The organism is Acidovorax sp. sif1233, from assembly GCF_019218755.1.
Classification (GTDB): Bacteria; Pseudomonadota; Gammaproteobacteria; order Burkholderiales; family Burkholderiaceae_C; genus Acidovorax.
Map to the genome: position 1 here is coordinate 757,767 of NZ_JAHUWZ010000001.1, position 16,454 is coordinate 774,220.

The window sequence follows — 16,454 nt, forward strand, 5'->3', positions numbered from 1 at the left end:
GCTGCTGCCGGCGCGTTGCTATCGCCTGCGCACCCTTGGAAACGGCTCTGCCAGGCCACCGGGTGCGGCCTCCCTGGGAGACGCTCCTGGGGGACGGCGCGCAGCGGCACAGGGGGGCTACACTTCTTGCGGTGTCACTGTTCAAAGCCGCCTCCACCGTCTCCCTCCTGACCCTCGTCTCCCGCATCACCGGGCTGGTGCGGGAGCTGCTCATGGCCTCGGTCTTCGGGGTCAGCGCCATGACGGACGCCTTCAATGTGGCGTTCCGCATTCCCAACCTGTTTCGCCGGGTCCTCGGCGAAGGGGCCTTCAGCCAGGCGTTCGTGCCGGTGCTGTCCGCCACCCGTGCCCAGGAGGGCGACGAAGGGGCCCGGGCGCTGATCAACCATGTGGGCACCTTGCTCGCATGGACGCTGGTGCTGCTGTGTATTGCCGGTGTGCTGGGCGCCCCCTGGATGGTGTGGGGCATGGCCAGCGGGCTCCAGCAGTCGCCCCAGGGTTTTGACGCCGCCGTCACCATGACGCGCTGGATGTTCCCCTACATCGGCTTCATGTCGCTGGTGGCCCTGGCGGGGGGCATTCTCAATACCTGGAAGAAGTTCGCGGTGCCCGCGGCGTCGCCGGTGCTGCTCAACATCGCGCTCATTCTCTCCATCGTCCTGGGGGCGCCCTGGTTCGCCCGCCATGGCATCGAGCCCATCTACGCGCAGGCCGCCGGGGTCATGGTGGGGGGGCTGCTGCAGCTGGCCATCCAGGTGCCCGCGCTGGCGCGCCTGGGGCTGCTGCCGCGCATCGGGGTGCGCTGGGCGGCGATCCGGGCCGCCTGGTCGGACCCCACCACGCGCAAGGTGATCCGCCTGATGCTGCCCGCGCTGCTGGGGGTGAGCGTGGCGCAGGTCTCGCTGCTCATCAACACGCAGATCGCCTCGCACCTGGCCACCGGCAGCGTGAGCTGGATCACCTACGCCGACCGGCTGATGGAGCTGCCGACCGCGCTGCTGGGCGTGGCGCTGGGGGTGGTGCTGATGCCGCAGCTGGCCAGCGCCCGCGCCAAGCAGGACGACGAAAGGTATTCGGCCATGCTTGACTGGGGGCTGCGCCTGGTGGTGTTGCTGTCGGTGCCCTGCATGGTGGCCTTGCTGGTCTTTTCAGAGCCGCTGGTGGCGGTGCTGTACCACTATGGGGCCTTTGGCGACCAGGACGTGCGCCAAACCACCCTGGCACTCACGGGTTATGGCGTGGGCCTGGTGGGCATTGTGGCCATCAAGGTGCTGGCGCCCGGTTTCTATGCCAAGCACGACATGCGCACTCCCATGCTCATTGCGGTGGCGGTGCTGGTGCTGACGCAGCTGATGAACCTGGTGCTGGTGCGCTACCTGCAGCACGCCGCCCTGACGCTGACCATCGGCATCGGGGCCCTCGTCAATGCCGCCTGGCTGCTGATCGGCCTGCTGCGGCGCGGCAGCTACCGGCCCTTGCCTGGCTGGGGCAAGTTCGCCCTGCAGGTGATCGCCGCGAGCGCCTTGCTGGCCCTGCTGCTGGCGTGGGGCGCGCAGCACTTCGACTGGGTGGCGATGAAGGGGCAGACCCTTCGGCGCATAGGGCTGCTGGCCGGGCTCATGGCTGCGGCGGCCGTGCTGTACTTCGGCGCGCTGTGGGCGGCCGGCCTCAAGCTGCGCCAGCTGCTGCGGCGCTGACGGCGGCAAAGGCCGCAAATGTGCTGCCAAGCGGTGCCTTCTGTCGCTTGACGCAGGCCGGCGCGGCACTTACAACCCTGCCATATGTCCCTGAGCTATTCCGTGCCCACCTCGCTGGAGTACTTTGCATCGCTGGTGCAGAGCGACGACCACTTTCCGCTGCTGGAGGCCGCGGCCAGCCTGGCCCACGACGAGTACCCGGAACTGGATGTGCAGCAGTTGCTGGGCGACATGGACCAGCTGCTCGCCCGCATCAAGCGCCGCCTGCCCGCCGATGCGCCCGCGCTGCAGCGCCTGCGCACCCTCAACCAGTTCTTCTTCGCCGACCTGGGTTTTGGCGGCAACGTCAACAACTACTACGACCCCGAGAACAGCTACCTCAACGCCGTGCTGCGCACGCGCCGGGGCATCCCGATTTCGCTGGCCGTGCTGTGGATGGAGCTGGCCCAGGGCCTGGGCCTGCATGCGCGGGGCATCGCGTTCCCCGGGCACTTCATGGTCAAGGTGCTGCTGCCCAAGGGGCAGGTGGTGCTCGACCCGATCTCGGGCCAGTCGCTCAGCCGCGAGGAACTGGCCGAGCGACTGGAGCCCTACAAGCGCCGCAATGGCCTGGTGGACGACTACGATGTGCCGCTGGGCCTGTATCTGCAGGCGGCCACGCCGCGCGACATCATCGCGCGCATGCTGCGCAACCTCAAGGAGGTGCACCGCACCCAGCAGGACTGGCAGCGCCTGATCACCGTGCTCGACCGGCTCATCGTGCTGCTGCCCGAGGCCTGGGGCGAGCGGCGCGACCGGGGGCTGGCCCATGCCGAGCGGGGCAATACCGCCGAGGCCGTGGCCGACCTGCAGGCCTATCTGGCCCATGCCGAAGACGGTCTGGACATCGACCTGATTGCCGACCGCCTCAACGCACTGCGCGGCTAGAACGGCGCGCTGTGCGCGGGCTGGTCGGCCCGTAGCTGTGCCAGCTGCCGGCGCAGCTCGGTGTTCTCGGCGGTGAGTTCCGCCACGCGGTGGCGCAGGGCCTGCAGCTCGTCGGCACTTCCCTCGGCGCCCGTGCCCGGCTGTGGCGCAGCCTTTTCTTCCTTTTCTTCCTTTTCTTCTTCCTCTGAACGCGCTTCGTCGCGCGGCTTGCGCTTGTTGAGTTCGCGCACGCGCTTGGCGGCCTGCTTGAGCTCATCCTTGCCCGCGGCGACGGCCGCCACCTGCTCCTCGGCGGGCAGCGTGGACACGGCGGCGGCGGCGTTGATGGAAATGGTGCCGGACTTCACGGCGGCCACCAGCTCGGGGGCGGCCTGCTTCTGGATCTTCTCGATCATCACCACCTGGCTGCTGCTCAGCCGCGCGGCCCGGGCGATGGCCTCGCGGCTGGCCAGCGGATCGGGGGCGGGCAGGGCGGCAGTGGCCTCGGGCGCCGCCGGGGCGTCCGCGGCCAGGGTGTCGGGTGACTCCGAAGGCTCCGGGGCGCGCGCCTTGCGCTCGGCCATGATCTCGCGCTTGCGCAGGGCCAGCACACCGCGCTGGAAGTCCGACACGCTGCGGCGCCCCAGGTGCTGGTCGATCATCCACAGGTGCACGTCCTCCATCGACTGGAAACGCGGGTTCTGCACCGTCTGGAAGGGCAGGCCGTGCTTCTGGCAGATGCCGTAGCGGTTGTGGCCGTCCACCAGCACGTCGCCCCACAGCACCAGCGCGTCGCGGCAGCCCTCGGCCAGGATGCTGCGCTCCAGGGCCTCGTGCTCGTCGGGGGTCAGGGGTTCGATATAGGCTTTGAGTTCTTCGTTGACGACGATGTTCATGGTGGAAAGCGGTCCGGGAGCAGGGCAAGGGGCGCGATTGTAGACATGCCCGGGCCCGCACCTACCGATCGCGGGTGTCCCGCAGCGCCAGCCAGCCCGCCACCGCCGTGAAGGCGGCCACCACGGCCACGATGATCCAGAAACCGTGCCCGTTGTCCGCCAGCGGCACGCCGCCCACGTTCATGCCGAACAGCCCCGCCAGGATGTTGATGGGCAGGGCCAGCACGGTCACCACCGTCAGCACGAAGAGGCTGCGGCTGTTGGCTTCCTGCACGTTGGCGGCGATCTCTTCCTGCAGCAGCTTGATGCGCTCCTGCAGGCCCTGCATGTCGCGCAGCACCACCGAGAATTCCTCCGTGGAGTCGCGCAGCTCCTGGGCATCGTCCGCGCCCATCCATGCGGGCGGGTGCTGCAGCAGGCGAAACAGCGCGGCGGGCTCGGGGGCCAGCAGCCGCTGCAGGCGCACGAGCAGGCGCCGCAGCACCCCGAGCCGCGCGCGCTTGTGGTCCAGGCGGCCGGCCAGCAGCTCGTCCTCCACGTCGTCGATGCGCTGGGTCACCCCGCGCACGATGTCCACCAGGCCCGAGGCCTGGGTGCGCATCAGTTCGGCCAGCAGGGCCACGCTGGATCGCGGCGCCTGCCCGCTGCGCACCGCCGTGCGCAGCGCATCCACCGAGCGCAGCGGCCGCGTGCGCCCGGTCACCATCAGGCGCGGCGCCACGCTGGTCCAGAGCGTGGCGATGTCCGAGGGCTCGAACGCGAAGTCGAAGTGCGCGTCGTTGAGGACGGCGATCAGCGTGTCGTCGTCGCGCTCGATGCGCGTCGATACCGAGCGGTCCTTGAGCGCATCGAAGAAGGCCTCGGGCAGGCCGGCGTGCCGCTCCATCCAGCGCACGGCCTGCGCGTGGCTCAGGTTGAAATGCAGCCACAGGAAGGTGGTGGCGTGCTCCGCTTGCGGCGCTGCGGTGCCCGTGGCTGGCGGATGCCGCAGCGCGCTCAGCCACTGCGCGGCCTGCGCCGAATCGACTTCGCGCGGGGGTGCGTCGGCATCCAGCAGATAGCCGCAGATCAGCCCGGCGGCATCGCCGCCGTAGTTCAGGTGGGCATTCACGGCAAAGAGGGCGCGCGGCGGAAAGGAGGGAGACAGGCTGGCACCGCCGCATGTTGGCGCGCGGGCGTGACAGCGCCGTGACAGATCACGCCGATGTCACAACACTGTCACCTGCTGGCGCCACGATGGCGCATCTCTCTGTCTATTTGCCTGCACGGATCGGTTGCCCATGTTTCACCAGAACACCCTTGACACCCAGGACTTGATGCAGCGCATCGCCAACGACCTGATCGACAGCTACGACGAAGAGCTGGAGCTGGAGATCGAGGACCGCAACGTGGACGATCTCGGCGCCCCCCAGCCCACGGACAAGCTGGCGCGCCAGCTTTACTTCAAGGAGCTGTTCCGCCTGCAGGGCGAACTCGTCAAGCTGCAGGACTGGGTGCAGCACAGCCGCCAGAAGGTGGTGATCCTGTTCGAGGGGCGCGACGCGGCGGGCAAGGGCGGCGTGATCAAGCGCATCACCCAGCGCCTGAACCCGCGCGTGGCCCGCGTGGCCGCGCTGCCCGCGCCCAACGACCGCGAGCGCACGCAGTGGTACTTCCAGCGCTATGTGGCGCACCTGCCCGCCGCCGGCGAAATGGTGCTGTTCGACCGCAGCTGGTACAACCGCGCGGGTGTCGAGCGGGTCATGGGCTTTTGCACCGACGACGAATACGAGGAATTCTTCCGCACCGTGCCCGAGTTCGAGAAGATGCTGGTGCGCTCGGGCATCACGCTCGTCAAGTACTGGTTCTCGATCACCGACGAGGAGCAGCACCTGCGCTTCCTCGGGCGCATCCACGACCCGCTCAAGCAGTGGAAGCTCAGCCCCATGGACCTGGAAAGCCGCGTGCGCTGGGAGGCCTATACCAAGGCCAAGGAAACCATGCTGGAACGCACCCACATCGCCGAGGCGCCCTGGTGGGTGGTGCAGGCGGTGGACAAGAAAAAGGCGCGCCTGAACTGCATCGCCCACCTGCTGTCGCAGCTGCCCTACCAGGAGGTGCCGCATCCGGCGGTGGTGCTGCCCGACCGCGTGCGCAACCCCGAGTACCTGCGCCAGCCGGTGCCCGCGTCGATGTACGTGCCCGAGGCGTACTGAAGCCCTTGGGGCAAGATGATTGCTATTATTTATATAGCTGTCAGCGCTTTCCCATCAAGCGCTGGAGGCCAGAAAAGCCTCAAGTACAGGACTGCGGCGCCGCACCCCTGAGCCTCTGGATCGTCGGGACCACATCCCGCTCCTGCAGCGCCTTCGCGAGGGGACTCGGGCACGGCGGTGTCCGCGTGGCCGGGGCAGGGCCCTTGTTGATTGGCCACGCCACGCCGCACAGTGTTCTCCTGTGTGTTCCTTCTCAGTGGGGCCGCCGCGCCGTGCCCTGGGACGGCGTGCCGCCCCGGCCGAACTGGTGCCAGGCGCGGCGCAGCTGCGTGTCGGAGCTGAAGCCCGCCATCTGCGCGGCCTGGGTGACGTTGCGCCCGGACTGCAGGGCCGCTTCGGCCGTGGCCAGTCGGATGCGGCGCAGGTACGCCAGCGGCGCGATGCCCGCATGCTCCAGGAACAGCCTTGTGAGGTGCCGGGGCGAGGTGTGCGCCACCTCCGCCATGGCGGGCACGCTCCAGTCGGCCTGGGGTTGCTGGCCCACGGCGTCCTGCACGCGGTGCAGCGCGGCGTGCAGGTGGTTGCGGTGGTGCAGGAAGGGCGAGAACTGCGGGTCGTCCGGGCCCCGGCGAAGCCCGATCACCATCGCCTGCGCCACCTGCACGGCCACGGTGGGGCCGCACAGGTCCGAGATGCGGTGCAGCAGCAGGTCGATGCCGGTGGTGACGCCCGCGCTGGTGTAGATGGGCCCGTCGGTCACGAACACGCGGTTGGCGGCCACGTCGCAGCGCGGGTCCACCTCGGCCAGTTCGTCGAGGTGCAGGTGGTGCGTGGTGGCGCGCCGGCCGGTGAGCAGGCCGGCATGCGCGGCGAGCACCGCCCCGGCGCACACGGTGACCAGCTCGAGCTGCCCGGCCACCGGGCGCAGGCCGCGCAGCCAGTGCAGCAGCGCCTGGGCCTCGCCGTGGCCTACGTCGATGCGCCGGCCCGGCAGGCCCACCAGCACCACCCAGGCGGGGCTGGGCAGCACCTCGGGCAACGGCGCCAGGCCCGTGAGCGCGACGCCCACGGAGGTCATGGACTCGGGCGTGGGGCTCACGAAGTGCTGCACGAAGCGCTCGGGCAGGCCCCGTGCGCGCAGCGTCTGGTTGGCGATGCGCAGCGCCTCTGCGGGGCCTGCCCAGTCCAGCACCAGGCTGCCGGGCAGCAGCGCGAAATAGACGTGGATGGGGGCGGGTGGCATGTCCTGCATCAGTGTTTCCTTGCTTCGTCCGCGGCCTTGAGAACCGGCACGGCCGGGGCCCGTGCCCCCGGAGCCGGCCTTGCCAGGCCCCGGCGGGAGAGGGGGCGGGGCGGCACGGGCGGCCTTCAGGGCGCGGGATTCCAGGGCGTGTCCATCTGGCGGGCGGTGCGCTGGGAGAGCGCCGAGCCCGCCAGGCGCGTGACCAGATGCAGGCTCATGTCGATGCCGGCGCTGATGCCCGCAGACGTGACGATCGCGCCCCGGTCCACCCAGCGCACATTCTCCTGCACGTTGAGCGCGGGAAACTGCGCGCGCAGGTCCGCGATGTCCTCCCAGTGCGTGGTGACGGGCCCTTCGGTGACCACGCCGGCCGCCGCCAGGATGAACGCGCCGGTGCATACCGAGGCCGTGACCCGCGCGCCGCGCGCGGCCCGGGCCACCCAGGCGCGCGTCTGGGCGCAGGCGGCGGCTGCATCGACCACGCCCCCGGGCACGATGAGCACGTCCGGCGCCACGGCGGTGGCGAAGTCGGCATCGGGCAGCACCCGCAGGCCGGCGCGCGCCTGCACCGGCTGCATGCCGCGCGCCACGCACTGCACGGCAAAGGGCACGGGTGCGCCGGGCCGCAGGCGTTGCTGCATGCGGGTGGCGGTGGTGAACACTTCGTAGGGGCCCGCGAGGTCAAGGGCCTCCACGTCGTCGAAGACGAGGATGGCGATCTTCAGCGGATGGGGGGCAAGGGTGGCTTCGGTCATGGTGCGGTGGCGGGCTGGGGTGGCGTGGGGGTGGAAAAGACGTAGCGCGGGTAGGTGTCCTGCGCGGCGGCGACCGCCTGCAAGTCCAGGTCCACGGTGCAAAAGGGCTGTGCGGGCGTGGTGCGCGCGAGCAGGGCGCCGTCGGGGCTGATGGCCCAGCCCGCGCCGCCATAGGTGCCGGCGGCGGCATCCACGCGGTTGGACGACAGGCTGTAGGCCCCCGTGCGCACGGCGGCCACGGTGCCCACCGCCAGCCATTTGGCGGTGGTGGCCGCCGCCGTGGCACGCGGCGACAGGATGGCCTGCACGCCGCCGAGCGCGGCATAGGCGCCGTAGGTGTCCAGTGCCCAGAGTTCGGAGCAGATATTGAGCCCGAAGCCGAGCGCACCGGCCTGCAGGCGGGGGAAGGCGGCGTCGCCGCGCTCGAACCAGTGCGCCTCCCAGCCGCCGGGTTCGTCGGGCAGGTGGAACTTGCGCCGCAGCGGCAGGTAGCCGCCCTGGCGCGACCAGGCAAAGCCCTCGTTGAAGCGCTGTCCGCCCACCGTGACCGGGCGGGCGCCCACCACCCAGTCGGTGTCCAGCGCGTGCAGGCGGGCTTGCCAGGCGTCGCTCAGCGCCACGGCGGCATCCCAGCGGGCGGGTTCGGGGGGCAGGGTCTCCCACAGGGGTTCGACAAACGCGAACTCGGGCAGCAGCACCAGCCCGGACCGCTCGGCGCGGGTGTGCGCGCACAGGGCGGCCCAGGCGGCCTCCAGCAGCGCGGGTTGGCAGGGAAGTTCACAGACGGTGGCGCGCATGGCGGTGGATCCTCGTGGCATGGGCAGGGTGGAAGCGGGCGGGCAAGGGTGCGGTGCCGATCACTATCGGACAAATCTCAAGAGGCCTGCTTCTGCAGCGGGTATCTTGCAGCGCTCATGGTGCCTGCGGGTACTGGATGTGTCCGAACTCGATGGGACAGGTTTCGATCAATTTGCGCCATATATCGGGCGAAACCTGCCGCGTGGATGCCGGCAAGGTGCCCAAGGGCTCTGGAAAGTCCGAGGAAATGGCCCACCACGCTGGATGGACAAGGGGTTCCAGCTATCAAATTGAGAGTTTCGTGCGCGGGAGGCCAGATGCTGTTATGGTGATTAGGGTTTTCCCTTGTTCCGTGGGGCGCCCCACCGCCTGCACTGGCCACGCCCCACCGCCGTTTGTTTGCCGCCCTTCATTTTTTTTCTATTCCCCCACACCAGCACACCATGGCCCCACGCTCCCGCCTGTTCTCCCTGTCAGCGCTGACGCGGGCGTACCAGCGCAACCTGAAGGCCCTGGTGCGCGCGACACGGCCCGCGCGCCCGGTGCGGCGCAAGGCGGCGGTGCCGCTGGCGGCGCCAGTCGCCGCGCGGGCTGGGGCGGCGGCACCCGGCGCGCGCGCGCCGCGCAGCGCCGCCGTGCGGGGCGAATGGCTGGCGGGGGTGGCGCCGGGGCCTGCGGGGGCGCGGCGTTACCACCTCTACATCCCGCCGGGGCTGGCGCCCAGGCCGGGTGAGCGTTTTCCGCTGCTGGTCATGCTGCACGGCTGCGGCCAGACGGGGCGCGATCTGGCCATCGCATCGCGCATGAACCGGCTGGCCGCGCGCGAGCGGTTTCTGGTGCTGTACCCCGAGCAGGAGCGCGTGGCCAACGCGCACGGCTGCTGGAACTGGTTCGAGCGCCGCAGCGGCAAGGCACAGGCCGAAGCCGCCACGCTGCTGGCCGCCGTGGACAAGGTCGCGCGCCGCCAGCCCGTGGACCTTGCCCGCGTGGCGGTGGCGGGCCTCTCGGCCGGCGCGAGCATGGCGGTGCTGATGGCCGCGCTGTATCCCCACCGGTTCTGCGCCGTGGCCATGCACTCGGGCGTGGCGCCGGGCACGGCCGAGTCCGCGGCCACCGCCATCGCGGCGATGCACGGGCGGCGCGAGGCGCAGCTGCCCGAGCCCCTGCAGCGGCGCGTGGCCAAGGCGCCGGCCATCGTGGCCGGTGGTGCTGCGCCCATCCCCGCGCTGCAGCCCGTGCTACCTCCGCTGCTGGTGCTGCATGGGGACGCGGACGGCGTGGTGTCGGTGCGCAACGCCGCGGCCACGGCGGTGCTGTGGGCCCAGGCGCTGGGCGCGCGCGCCGGAGCGGTGCGCACCCTGCAGCGTGGCCAGCGGCACGCCATGCAGGTCACGGAATACAAGGCCCGGGGCCGCACGGTGGTGGCGCTGCGCGAGGTGGTGGGCCTGGCCCATGCGTGGAGCGGCGGCGCGGCCCACCAGCCGTACAGCGATCCGGCGGGGCCTGATGCCTCGGCCCTGGTCTGGGCCTTCGTGGCGCGGCAGTTCGATCGCAGGCGGTTTTGAATGAAATGGCGTCCTGGCGCTTGCTGGATAAGCGCTGAATGCTATTGATCAAGTAGCAAAAGAGCCGCGCGGCGTGCCATGGCCGGGCGGTGCGCGCGAGAAGGACGCGCGCGCGGTGCGAAGCCCCGCCGTCAGCGCAGCTGGCGCGGCGCCGCGGCCGCGGGCAGGGAGGGCGCCGCGTGGCCGGCGCCATGCGCGCCGTTCAGATGAAAGGCCGCGACCACCTGCTTGAGCTCGTGCGCCTGCTGCTGCAGCGCGGCGGCGGCGGCGGTGGCCTGCTCGACCAGCGCCGCGTTCTGCTGCGTGCCCTGGTCCATCTGCGCGATGGCCTCGTTGATCTGCTCGATGCCGTCGGTCTGCTCGCGGCTGGCCTGGCTGATCTCCTCGATCACGGCCGACACGCGCAGCACGCTGTCCACCACGTCCTGCATGGTGGCACCGGCCTCCTGGGCGAGCTGGGCGCCGGCTTTCACCTGCTCGGCGGAGTTCCCGATCAGGGCCTTGATTTCCTTGGCGGCTTCGGACGAGCGCTGCGCCAGGCTGCGCACCTCGGTGGCCACCACCGCGAAGCCCCGGCCCTGTTCCCCGGCGCGCGCCGCTTCCACGGCGGCATTGAGGGCCAGGATGTTGGTCTGGAACGCGATGCCTTCGATCACACCGGTGATGTCGGACACCTTGCGCGACGAGGCGTCGATGGACCCCATGGTCTGCACCACCTTCTCCACCACCGCGCCGCCCTTGCGCGCCACGTCGGAGGCGGACTGCGCCAGCACGCTGGCCTGGTGGGCGTTGTCGGCGTTCTGCTTGACGTTGGAGGTCATCTCCTCCATCGACGCCGCCGTCTGCTCGAGCGCGCTGGCCTGCGATTCGGTGCGCGCGGAGAGGTCCTGGTTGCCGGACGCGATCTGCTGCGAGGCGCTCGCGATGTGCTCGGTGCCGTCGCGCACGCGCTGCACGATGCGGTGCAGGCTGCCCTGCATGCCCTGCATGTCCAGCAGCAGGCTGGAGCGATCGCCCTCCCGGGTCTCCACCGACACCGACAGGTTGCCCTCGGAAATGCTGCGGGCGATGGTGCGCGCGTAGCCGGGCTCGCCGCCCAGCTGGCGCAGCAGGTTGCGCGAGATCAGCGTGCCCACCACCAGCAGCGCCGCACCCAGCAGCAGCGCCACGGCACCAAAGCCCAGCGCGCGCTGCCAGATGGCGGAATTGACCGTGTCGATGTACACCCCCGAGCCGATGACCCAGCCCCAGGGCGCGAATCCCTTCACGTACGAGGTCTTCTCCACCGGTGTGTCGCTGCCGGCCTTGGGCCACAGGTAGGGCACGAAGCCCGCGCCGCCGGCCTGCACGGTGCGCACGAACTCGACGAACAGCTGTTTGCCGTTGGGGTCCTTGTTGGCGGTGAGGTCCTGGCCGTTCAGCTCGGGGCGGATGGGGTGCATCACCATGCGCGGATGCATGTCGTTGATCCAGACATACTCGTTGCCGCTGTAGCGCAGCGCCTGGATGGCCGCCGCCGCGCGCTTGCGGGCCTCGTCATCGGGCATGCCGCCCTTGGTGCTCAGGTCGTGGAAATGCGTGGCGATGCCGTGCGCCGCCTCCACGACCTGGCGCACGCCGGTCTGGCGTTCTTCCAGGATCAGCTGGCGCTCCGACACCAGGAACCATGCTGTCATCACCACGATGCCGAGGATCGCGCTCAGCACCAGAAGGGCCAGTTTTCTTGCGATGGTCATGGGAAGCCTTTACAACGGGAAGGTCTGGACGCGGTGGTCCTGCGGGCTGCACGGCACTGTCAGTCAGGGTACTGCCGCAGCCTTTGCGCAAGCCTTGGCGAAAACCCGCATGAGCAGGGCACGGCCGGCGAAAGAAGGCGGTCCAGGCGGGGCCCGGGGCGGGATATGGCGCCGGCGTTGTCCGGCCCCGGCACCCCCGGCGCGGGGGGCGCGGCGTCTACACGAGCCGCGCCGCCACCAGTTCCTTCTTGAGGTAGGCGTAGAACAGCGGCGCCGCGACCAGCCCCGCGGGGCCGAAGACGGCCTCGGCCACGAACATCACGCTGAGCAGCTCCCACACCCCCATCTGCGTGCGGCGGCCCACCACCTTGGCGTTGATGACGTATTCGGCCTTGTGGATGAGGATCAGAAAGCCCAGGCAGGCGGCAGCGGCCAGCGGCGATACCGACAGGCCCACGATGGTGATCACCACGTTGCACACCAGGTTGCCCACGATGGGCACGAGCCCGGCCACGAAGGTGAAGGTGATGAGCACGGTCGTGTAGGGCAGCGCCAGGCCCCACAGCGGCAGCACGAACAGCAGGAACAGCGCCGTGAGCAGCGTGTTGAATGCCGCGATCCAGAACTGCGCCGCCACGATCTGGCGGAACGCCTCGCCGAACAGCGTGATGCGCAGCTTCAGCTGCTGGGCCAGCGGCCCCCGCGCCAGGGCAGGCGGGCGCACGGCGGCCAGCGCGCCGATCAGCAGGCCCACATAGGCAAACAGCAGGCCGGCCAGCCAGGCACGCCCCGCCATGGCCAGCGCGCCCGCCTTGGCGCCCAGGTAGCCGGCGATGATGCGCTGGATTTCCGCCGCGCCTTCCGGCAGGTGGGCCGCGACGTCGGCGGGCAGCTTCAGGCGCAGTTCCAGCACGGTGCGCGCCATGTAGTCCAGCAGCTCGCGGTACTGCTGGGGCGCATCGACCAGGTAGCCCCGCGAATGGGTGAGTCCCGCCGCCAGCAGGGCCAGTGGCAGCAGCATGACCAGGCCGGCGGCCACGACCTGGGCCGCCCGCACGCTGCCGGCGGAGGGCGTGGCCTGGCGCTGCGCCCGGCCCAGGCCGTGGGCGAACCAGCGCGTGAGGGCGCGGGTGAGCAGGAAGCCCAGGCACACGCACAGCAGGCCCGGGAGCAGGCCGCGCCACATCACCAGCAGCAGCACGGCCGCCACCAGCAGGTAGCTGGCCACCACGATGCCCCGGGTCAGGGTGCGCGGCGGCAGCGTGGCGGGCGTGGGTTCTGGCGGCGCAGAGGAGAGGGGGGCCGAAGGGGGACGCTGCGCCATGCGCGGAAGCGGGCTGGGGTGGTGGGGCGAAAGTCGATCGGTCAGGCCACGACCACGGCGGCGCCATCGCCGCGCGGCGCGATCGCACCGATGGTGTACACCTTCTCGCCCGCGGCGGCCAGCGTGGCGGCCGTGGCGGCGGCGTTGGCGGCGTCCACCACCACCACCATGCCGATGCCGTTGTTGAAGGTGCGGTTCATCTCGATGTCGTCGATGCCGGCGGTCTTCTGCAGCCAGGCGAACAGCTCGGTCTGGGGCCAGCTGCCCTTGGTGAGATGGGCGGCCGTGCCGTCGGGCAGCACGCGCGGGATGTTCTCCAGCAGCCCGCCGCCGGTGATGTGGGCCAGGGCCTTGATGGGGTGGGCGGCCAGCGCGGCCAGCACGTTCTTCACGTACAGGCGCGTGGGTTCCATGATGGCCTGCTTGAAGGGCTTGCCGTCCAGCGTGGCGGGGGCGGTGGCCCCTGCGCGGTCGATGCACTTGCGCACCAGCGAGAAGCCGTTGGAATGCACGCCCGCCGAGGCCAGGCCCAGCACCACGTCGCCGGGGGCCACGTCCCTGCCGGTCAGGATCTTCGACTTTTCGACCGCACCGACCGCGAAACCGGCCAGGTCGTATTCGCCGGCGGGGTACATGCCCGGCATTTCGGCCGTTTCCCCGCCGATCAGGGCGCAGCCCGACAGCTCGCAGCCCCGGGCGATGCCGCCGACCACGGCCGCGGCCGTGTCCACGTCGAGCTTGCCGCAGGCGAAGTAGTCGAGGAAGAACAGGGGCTCGGCGCCCTGCACCAGCACGTCGTTCACGCTCATGGCCACTAGATCGATGCCCACGGTGTCGTGCATGTTCCACTCGAACGCCAGCTTGAGCTTGGTGCCCACGCCGTCCGTGCCGGAGACCAGCACGGGCTCCTTGTAGCGCTTGGGCACCTCGAACAGGGCGCCAAAGCCGCCGATGCCCGCCAGCACGCCTTCGCGCATGGTCTTCTTGGCCAGCGGCTTGATGCGCTCGACCAGGGCGTCGCCCGCGTCGATGTCAACGCCGGCGTCTTTGTACGAAATGGGGGTGGAGGGGGCAGAAGAGCTCATGGGTGGTGTGGTGCAGATAGGCCCGCGCGGCGGGCTGGAATCCGGGGATTTTAAGGGGCATGCCCCGCCGTGCCTCCTCAGCCCTGTGCCGGCGGGGGCTTTGGGGTGGCGCGGCGGGCCGCCGCGGCCTGCAGCAAGACGCCCGCCAGCGCCAGGGCGGCAAAGCACATTCCGGCGCCGAAGGTGGCGCTGGCGCCCCATTGGTCCCACAGCAGGCCGGCCAGCGCGCTGGCCACCAGCAGGGCCACGCCGCTGACCAGGTTGAACATGCCGAAGGCCGTGCCGCGCAGGTCGGCGGGGGCGGTATCGGCCACCATCGTGGCCAGCAGGCCCTGCGTCATGGCCATGTGCAGCCCCCACAGGGCGATGCCCTGCCCGGTGAAGGCCAGCAGCGCATCGGCGGCGATCAGCACCACCAGCCCCCCGGCGAGCAGCGTGGTGTGCCGGGCCGTGTCGGAGAGCTTGCCGAGCGGGTACGCGCCCAGCGCGAAGACCACGTTCATCAGCACCAGCACCAGGGGCGTCAAGGCGAGGGGCAGGCCGCCTTGCTGCATGCGCAGCACCAGGAAGGCTTCGCTGAAGCGGGCCAGGGTGAACACCGCGCCCAGGGCCACCACCCCCCAGTAGGCGGGGCCCAGCCGCCGCAGGCTCTCGCGGCGGATGGGGTTGGCGCGGGCGGCGCCGGCGGGGCGCTCCGGCTCGCGCACGCCCACGACGAGCAGCACCACGCACAGCGCGGCCGGGAGCACCGCCACCCAGAAGACCGCACGGAAATCGTTGGCCCAGAGCAGCATCAGCCCCATGGCGAGCAGCGGGCCCAGAAAGGCGCCCACGGTGTCGAGCGACTGCCGCAGTCCGAAGGCCGCGCCGCGCATGCCGGGCGGGGCCAGGTCGGCCACCAGCGCATCGCGGGGCGCGCCCCGGATGCCCTTGCCCACGCGGTCCAGCAGCCGCGCCGCCACCACCAGGCCGACGGTGGTGGCCAGCGCGAACAGCGGCTTGGACAGGGCGCCGAGCCCGTAGCCCAGGATGGCCAGCGGCTTGCGCCGGCCCCACCAGTCGCTCAGGACGCCCGAGAACACCTTCAGGATGAGGGCCGTGGCCTCGGCCGCGCCCTCGATGAGGCCCACGGTGAGCATGCTGACCCCCAGCGCCGCGACCATGAAGACGGGCAGCAGGCTGTGGATCATTTCGGACGAAATGTCCATGAGCAGGCTCACCAGGCCCAGGGCCCAGATGCTGGCCGGCAGGCGCTTGGAGGGGGAGGGTGGAAGGGCCATGGGTGCTGACGAGGCAGAGCGTGGGGAAGCCGGCGGCCGAAGGGGGCCGGCGGGAGACTAAAATCGGCTCCATTGTCGTTGTCGGGCCTCTTCGCAAGGAGTTCCTGCCCTGGCAACGGGCCGTCGGCCACCACTTTCGCCGCACCCGCCGCAGTCACCTACGGCCGGGCGCTTCCAACTTCATCCGTGATGCTGCTGCTGATCCCTTCCTTGTCTGCCGCTCCCGCACTGAATGCCACGGGCCTGGCCATGCTGCCCGGGTGCCGCGCATGAAGCAGCTGGCGCTGGACATCGGCCTGGCCACCGGCCCCACCCTGGCCCGTTTTTTCGCGGGCCCCAACGAGGCGGCCCTGCAGCACCTGCGCCTGGCGGTGGGCGAGGGCAGCAGCCAGGCCACCCGCTCGCCGGTGCCCACCTACCTCTGGGGCGAGCCTGGCAGCGGCAAGACGCACCTGCTCACGGCCGTGCGCCACGCCCTGCGCGAGCAGGGTGCCAGCGTGGGCTGGCTCGACCCGTCGGTGGCCGAGCCGCCGGATTTCGATGAGCGCTGGGCCGCCATCGTCATGGACGACGTGCACCTGTACAGCACCGCCCAGCAGGCCACGGCCTTCAACTGGTTCGTGAATGCCATCAGCCCGGCCAGCGGCAGCCAGCGCTGGGTGCTGGCCGCGGGCGACCTGCCGCCGGCCGACCTGCCCCTGCGCGACGACCTGCGCAGCCGCCTGGGCTGGGGCCATGTGTTCCAGCTGCAGCTGCTGGGCGAAGCCGAGCGCCGCTCCGTGCTGCGCCAGGAAGCCGACGCGCGCGGCGTGTTCCTGGGTGACGAGGTGATGGACTACATGCTCAACCGCTTCTCGCGCGACCTGGGCAGCCTCATGCAGCTCTTGGACCAGCTCGACGCGTTTGCCTTGCGCACCCAGCGCGCCATCACGATTCCCTTGCTCAAGACGATGCTGGAATCGGAATGACGCCGA

The 16,454-nt window shown here is 70.6% G+C and carries 14 protein-coding genes; 5 read left to right on the forward strand and 9 right to left on the reverse strand.

Going from position 1 to position 16,454, the window contains the following annotated elements; translation table 11 throughout:
- Window positions 1-131 precede the first annotated feature (131 nt).
- Both murJ and KW843_RS03460 read left to right on the forward strand, forming a co-directional pair.
- Window positions 132-1,697, forward strand: coding sequence for a murein biosynthesis integral membrane protein MurJ (gene murJ / locus KW843_RS03455; protein ID WP_218293678.1), 1,566 nt, complete (start codon window positions 132-134; stop codon window positions 1,695-1,697).
- A gap of 84 nt (window positions 1,698-1,781) precedes the next feature.
- Complete coding sequence (locus KW843_RS03460) at window positions 1,782-2,624, forward strand: SirB1 family protein (protein WP_218293679.1); 843 nt, start codon at window positions 1,782-1,784, stop codon at window positions 2,622-2,624.
- On the opposite strand, the gene KW843_RS03465 is transcribed toward KW843_RS03460, so the two are convergent.
- Window positions 2,621-3,499, reverse strand: a complete 879-nt coding sequence (locus KW843_RS03465; protein ID WP_218293680.1) for a plasmid replication/partition related protein — start codon at window positions 3,497-3,499, stop codon at window positions 2,621-2,623. The two genes, KW843_RS03460 and KW843_RS03465, sit on opposite strands and share 4 nt — an antisense overlap.
- A 61-nt stretch (window positions 3,500-3,560) precedes the next feature.
- Entirely contained in the window at window positions 3,561-4,610 is a 1,050-nt protein-coding gene (locus KW843_RS03470) for a transporter (protein ID WP_218293681.1), read from the reverse strand.
- 169 nt (window positions 4,611-4,779) lie between these two features.
- Here KW843_RS03470 and ppk2 point away from each other — a divergent pair, with 169 nt between their 5' ends.
- Complete coding sequence (ppk2, locus tag KW843_RS03475; protein WP_218293682.1) at window positions 4,780-5,694, forward strand: polyphosphate kinase 2; 915 nt, start codon at window positions 4,780-4,782, stop codon at window positions 5,692-5,694.
- Window positions 5,695-5,947: 253 nt separating this feature from the next.
- Here ppk2 and KW843_RS03480 read toward each other — a convergent pair whose 3' ends face one another.
- From KW843_RS03480 to KW843_RS03490, 3 genes are all read right to left on the reverse strand, one after another.
- Window positions 5,948-6,946, reverse strand: coding sequence for a GlxA family transcriptional regulator (locus KW843_RS03480; protein ID WP_218293683.1), 999 nt, complete (start codon window positions 6,944-6,946; stop codon window positions 5,948-5,950).
- Between the two features lie 116 nt (window positions 6,947-7,062).
- A complete protein-coding gene (locus tag KW843_RS03485) occupies window positions 7,063-7,692 on the reverse strand; it encodes a DJ-1/PfpI family protein (protein WP_218293684.1) in 630 nt (209 codons plus the stop codon).
- Complete coding sequence (locus KW843_RS03490) at window positions 7,689-8,489, reverse strand: carbon-nitrogen hydrolase family protein (RefSeq protein ID WP_218293685.1); 801 nt, start codon at window positions 8,487-8,489, stop codon at window positions 7,689-7,691. The genes KW843_RS03485 and KW843_RS03490 overlap by 4 nt, the downstream gene beginning before the upstream one ends.
- 444 nt (window positions 8,490-8,933) lie before the next feature.
- On the opposite strand from KW843_RS03490, the gene KW843_RS03495 reads away from it, so the two are divergent.
- Entirely contained in the window at window positions 8,934-10,055 is a 1,122-nt protein-coding gene (locus KW843_RS03495; protein ID WP_218293686.1) for a PHB depolymerase family esterase, read from the forward strand.
- A 131-nt stretch (window positions 10,056-10,186) separates the two neighbouring features.
- Here KW843_RS03495 and KW843_RS03500 read toward each other — a convergent pair whose 3' ends face one another.
- The 4 genes from KW843_RS03500 to KW843_RS03515 all read right to left on the reverse strand — a co-directional run bounded on the left by KW843_RS03500 (window position 10,187) and on the right by KW843_RS03515 (window position 15,480).
- Window positions 10,187-11,791 carry a methyl-accepting chemotaxis protein gene (locus KW843_RS03500; RefSeq protein ID WP_218293687.1) on the reverse strand — a complete coding sequence of 535 codons (1,605 nt, stop codon included), beginning with the start codon at window positions 11,789-11,791 and terminating at the stop codon, window positions 10,187-10,189.
- A 217-nt stretch (window positions 11,792-12,008) separates the two neighbouring features.
- Window positions 12,009-13,115 (reverse strand): AI-2E family transporter, encoded by a 1,107-nt coding sequence (locus tag KW843_RS03505; protein WP_255591842.1) that lies wholly within the window; start codon window positions 13,113-13,115, stop codon window positions 12,009-12,011.
- A 41-nt stretch (window positions 13,116-13,156) separates the two neighbouring features.
- Window positions 13,157-14,200 (reverse strand): phosphoribosylformylglycinamidine cyclo-ligase, encoded by a 1,044-nt coding sequence (gene purM / locus KW843_RS03510; RefSeq protein WP_218293688.1) that lies wholly within the window; start codon window positions 14,198-14,200, stop codon window positions 13,157-13,159.
- A gap of 77 nt (window positions 14,201-14,277) precedes the next feature.
- Window positions 14,278-15,480, reverse strand: coding sequence for an MFS transporter (locus KW843_RS03515; protein WP_218293689.1), 1,203 nt, complete (start codon window positions 15,478-15,480; stop codon window positions 14,278-14,280).
- Between the two features lie 269 nt (window positions 15,481-15,749).
- Here KW843_RS03515 and hda point away from each other — a divergent pair, with 269 nt between their 5' ends.
- A complete protein-coding gene (hda, locus tag KW843_RS03520) occupies window positions 15,750-16,448 on the forward strand; it encodes a DnaA regulatory inactivator Hda (RefSeq protein ID WP_218293690.1) in 699 nt (232 codons plus the stop codon).
- The last annotated feature ends 6 nt before the right edge of the window (window positions 16,449-16,454 follow it).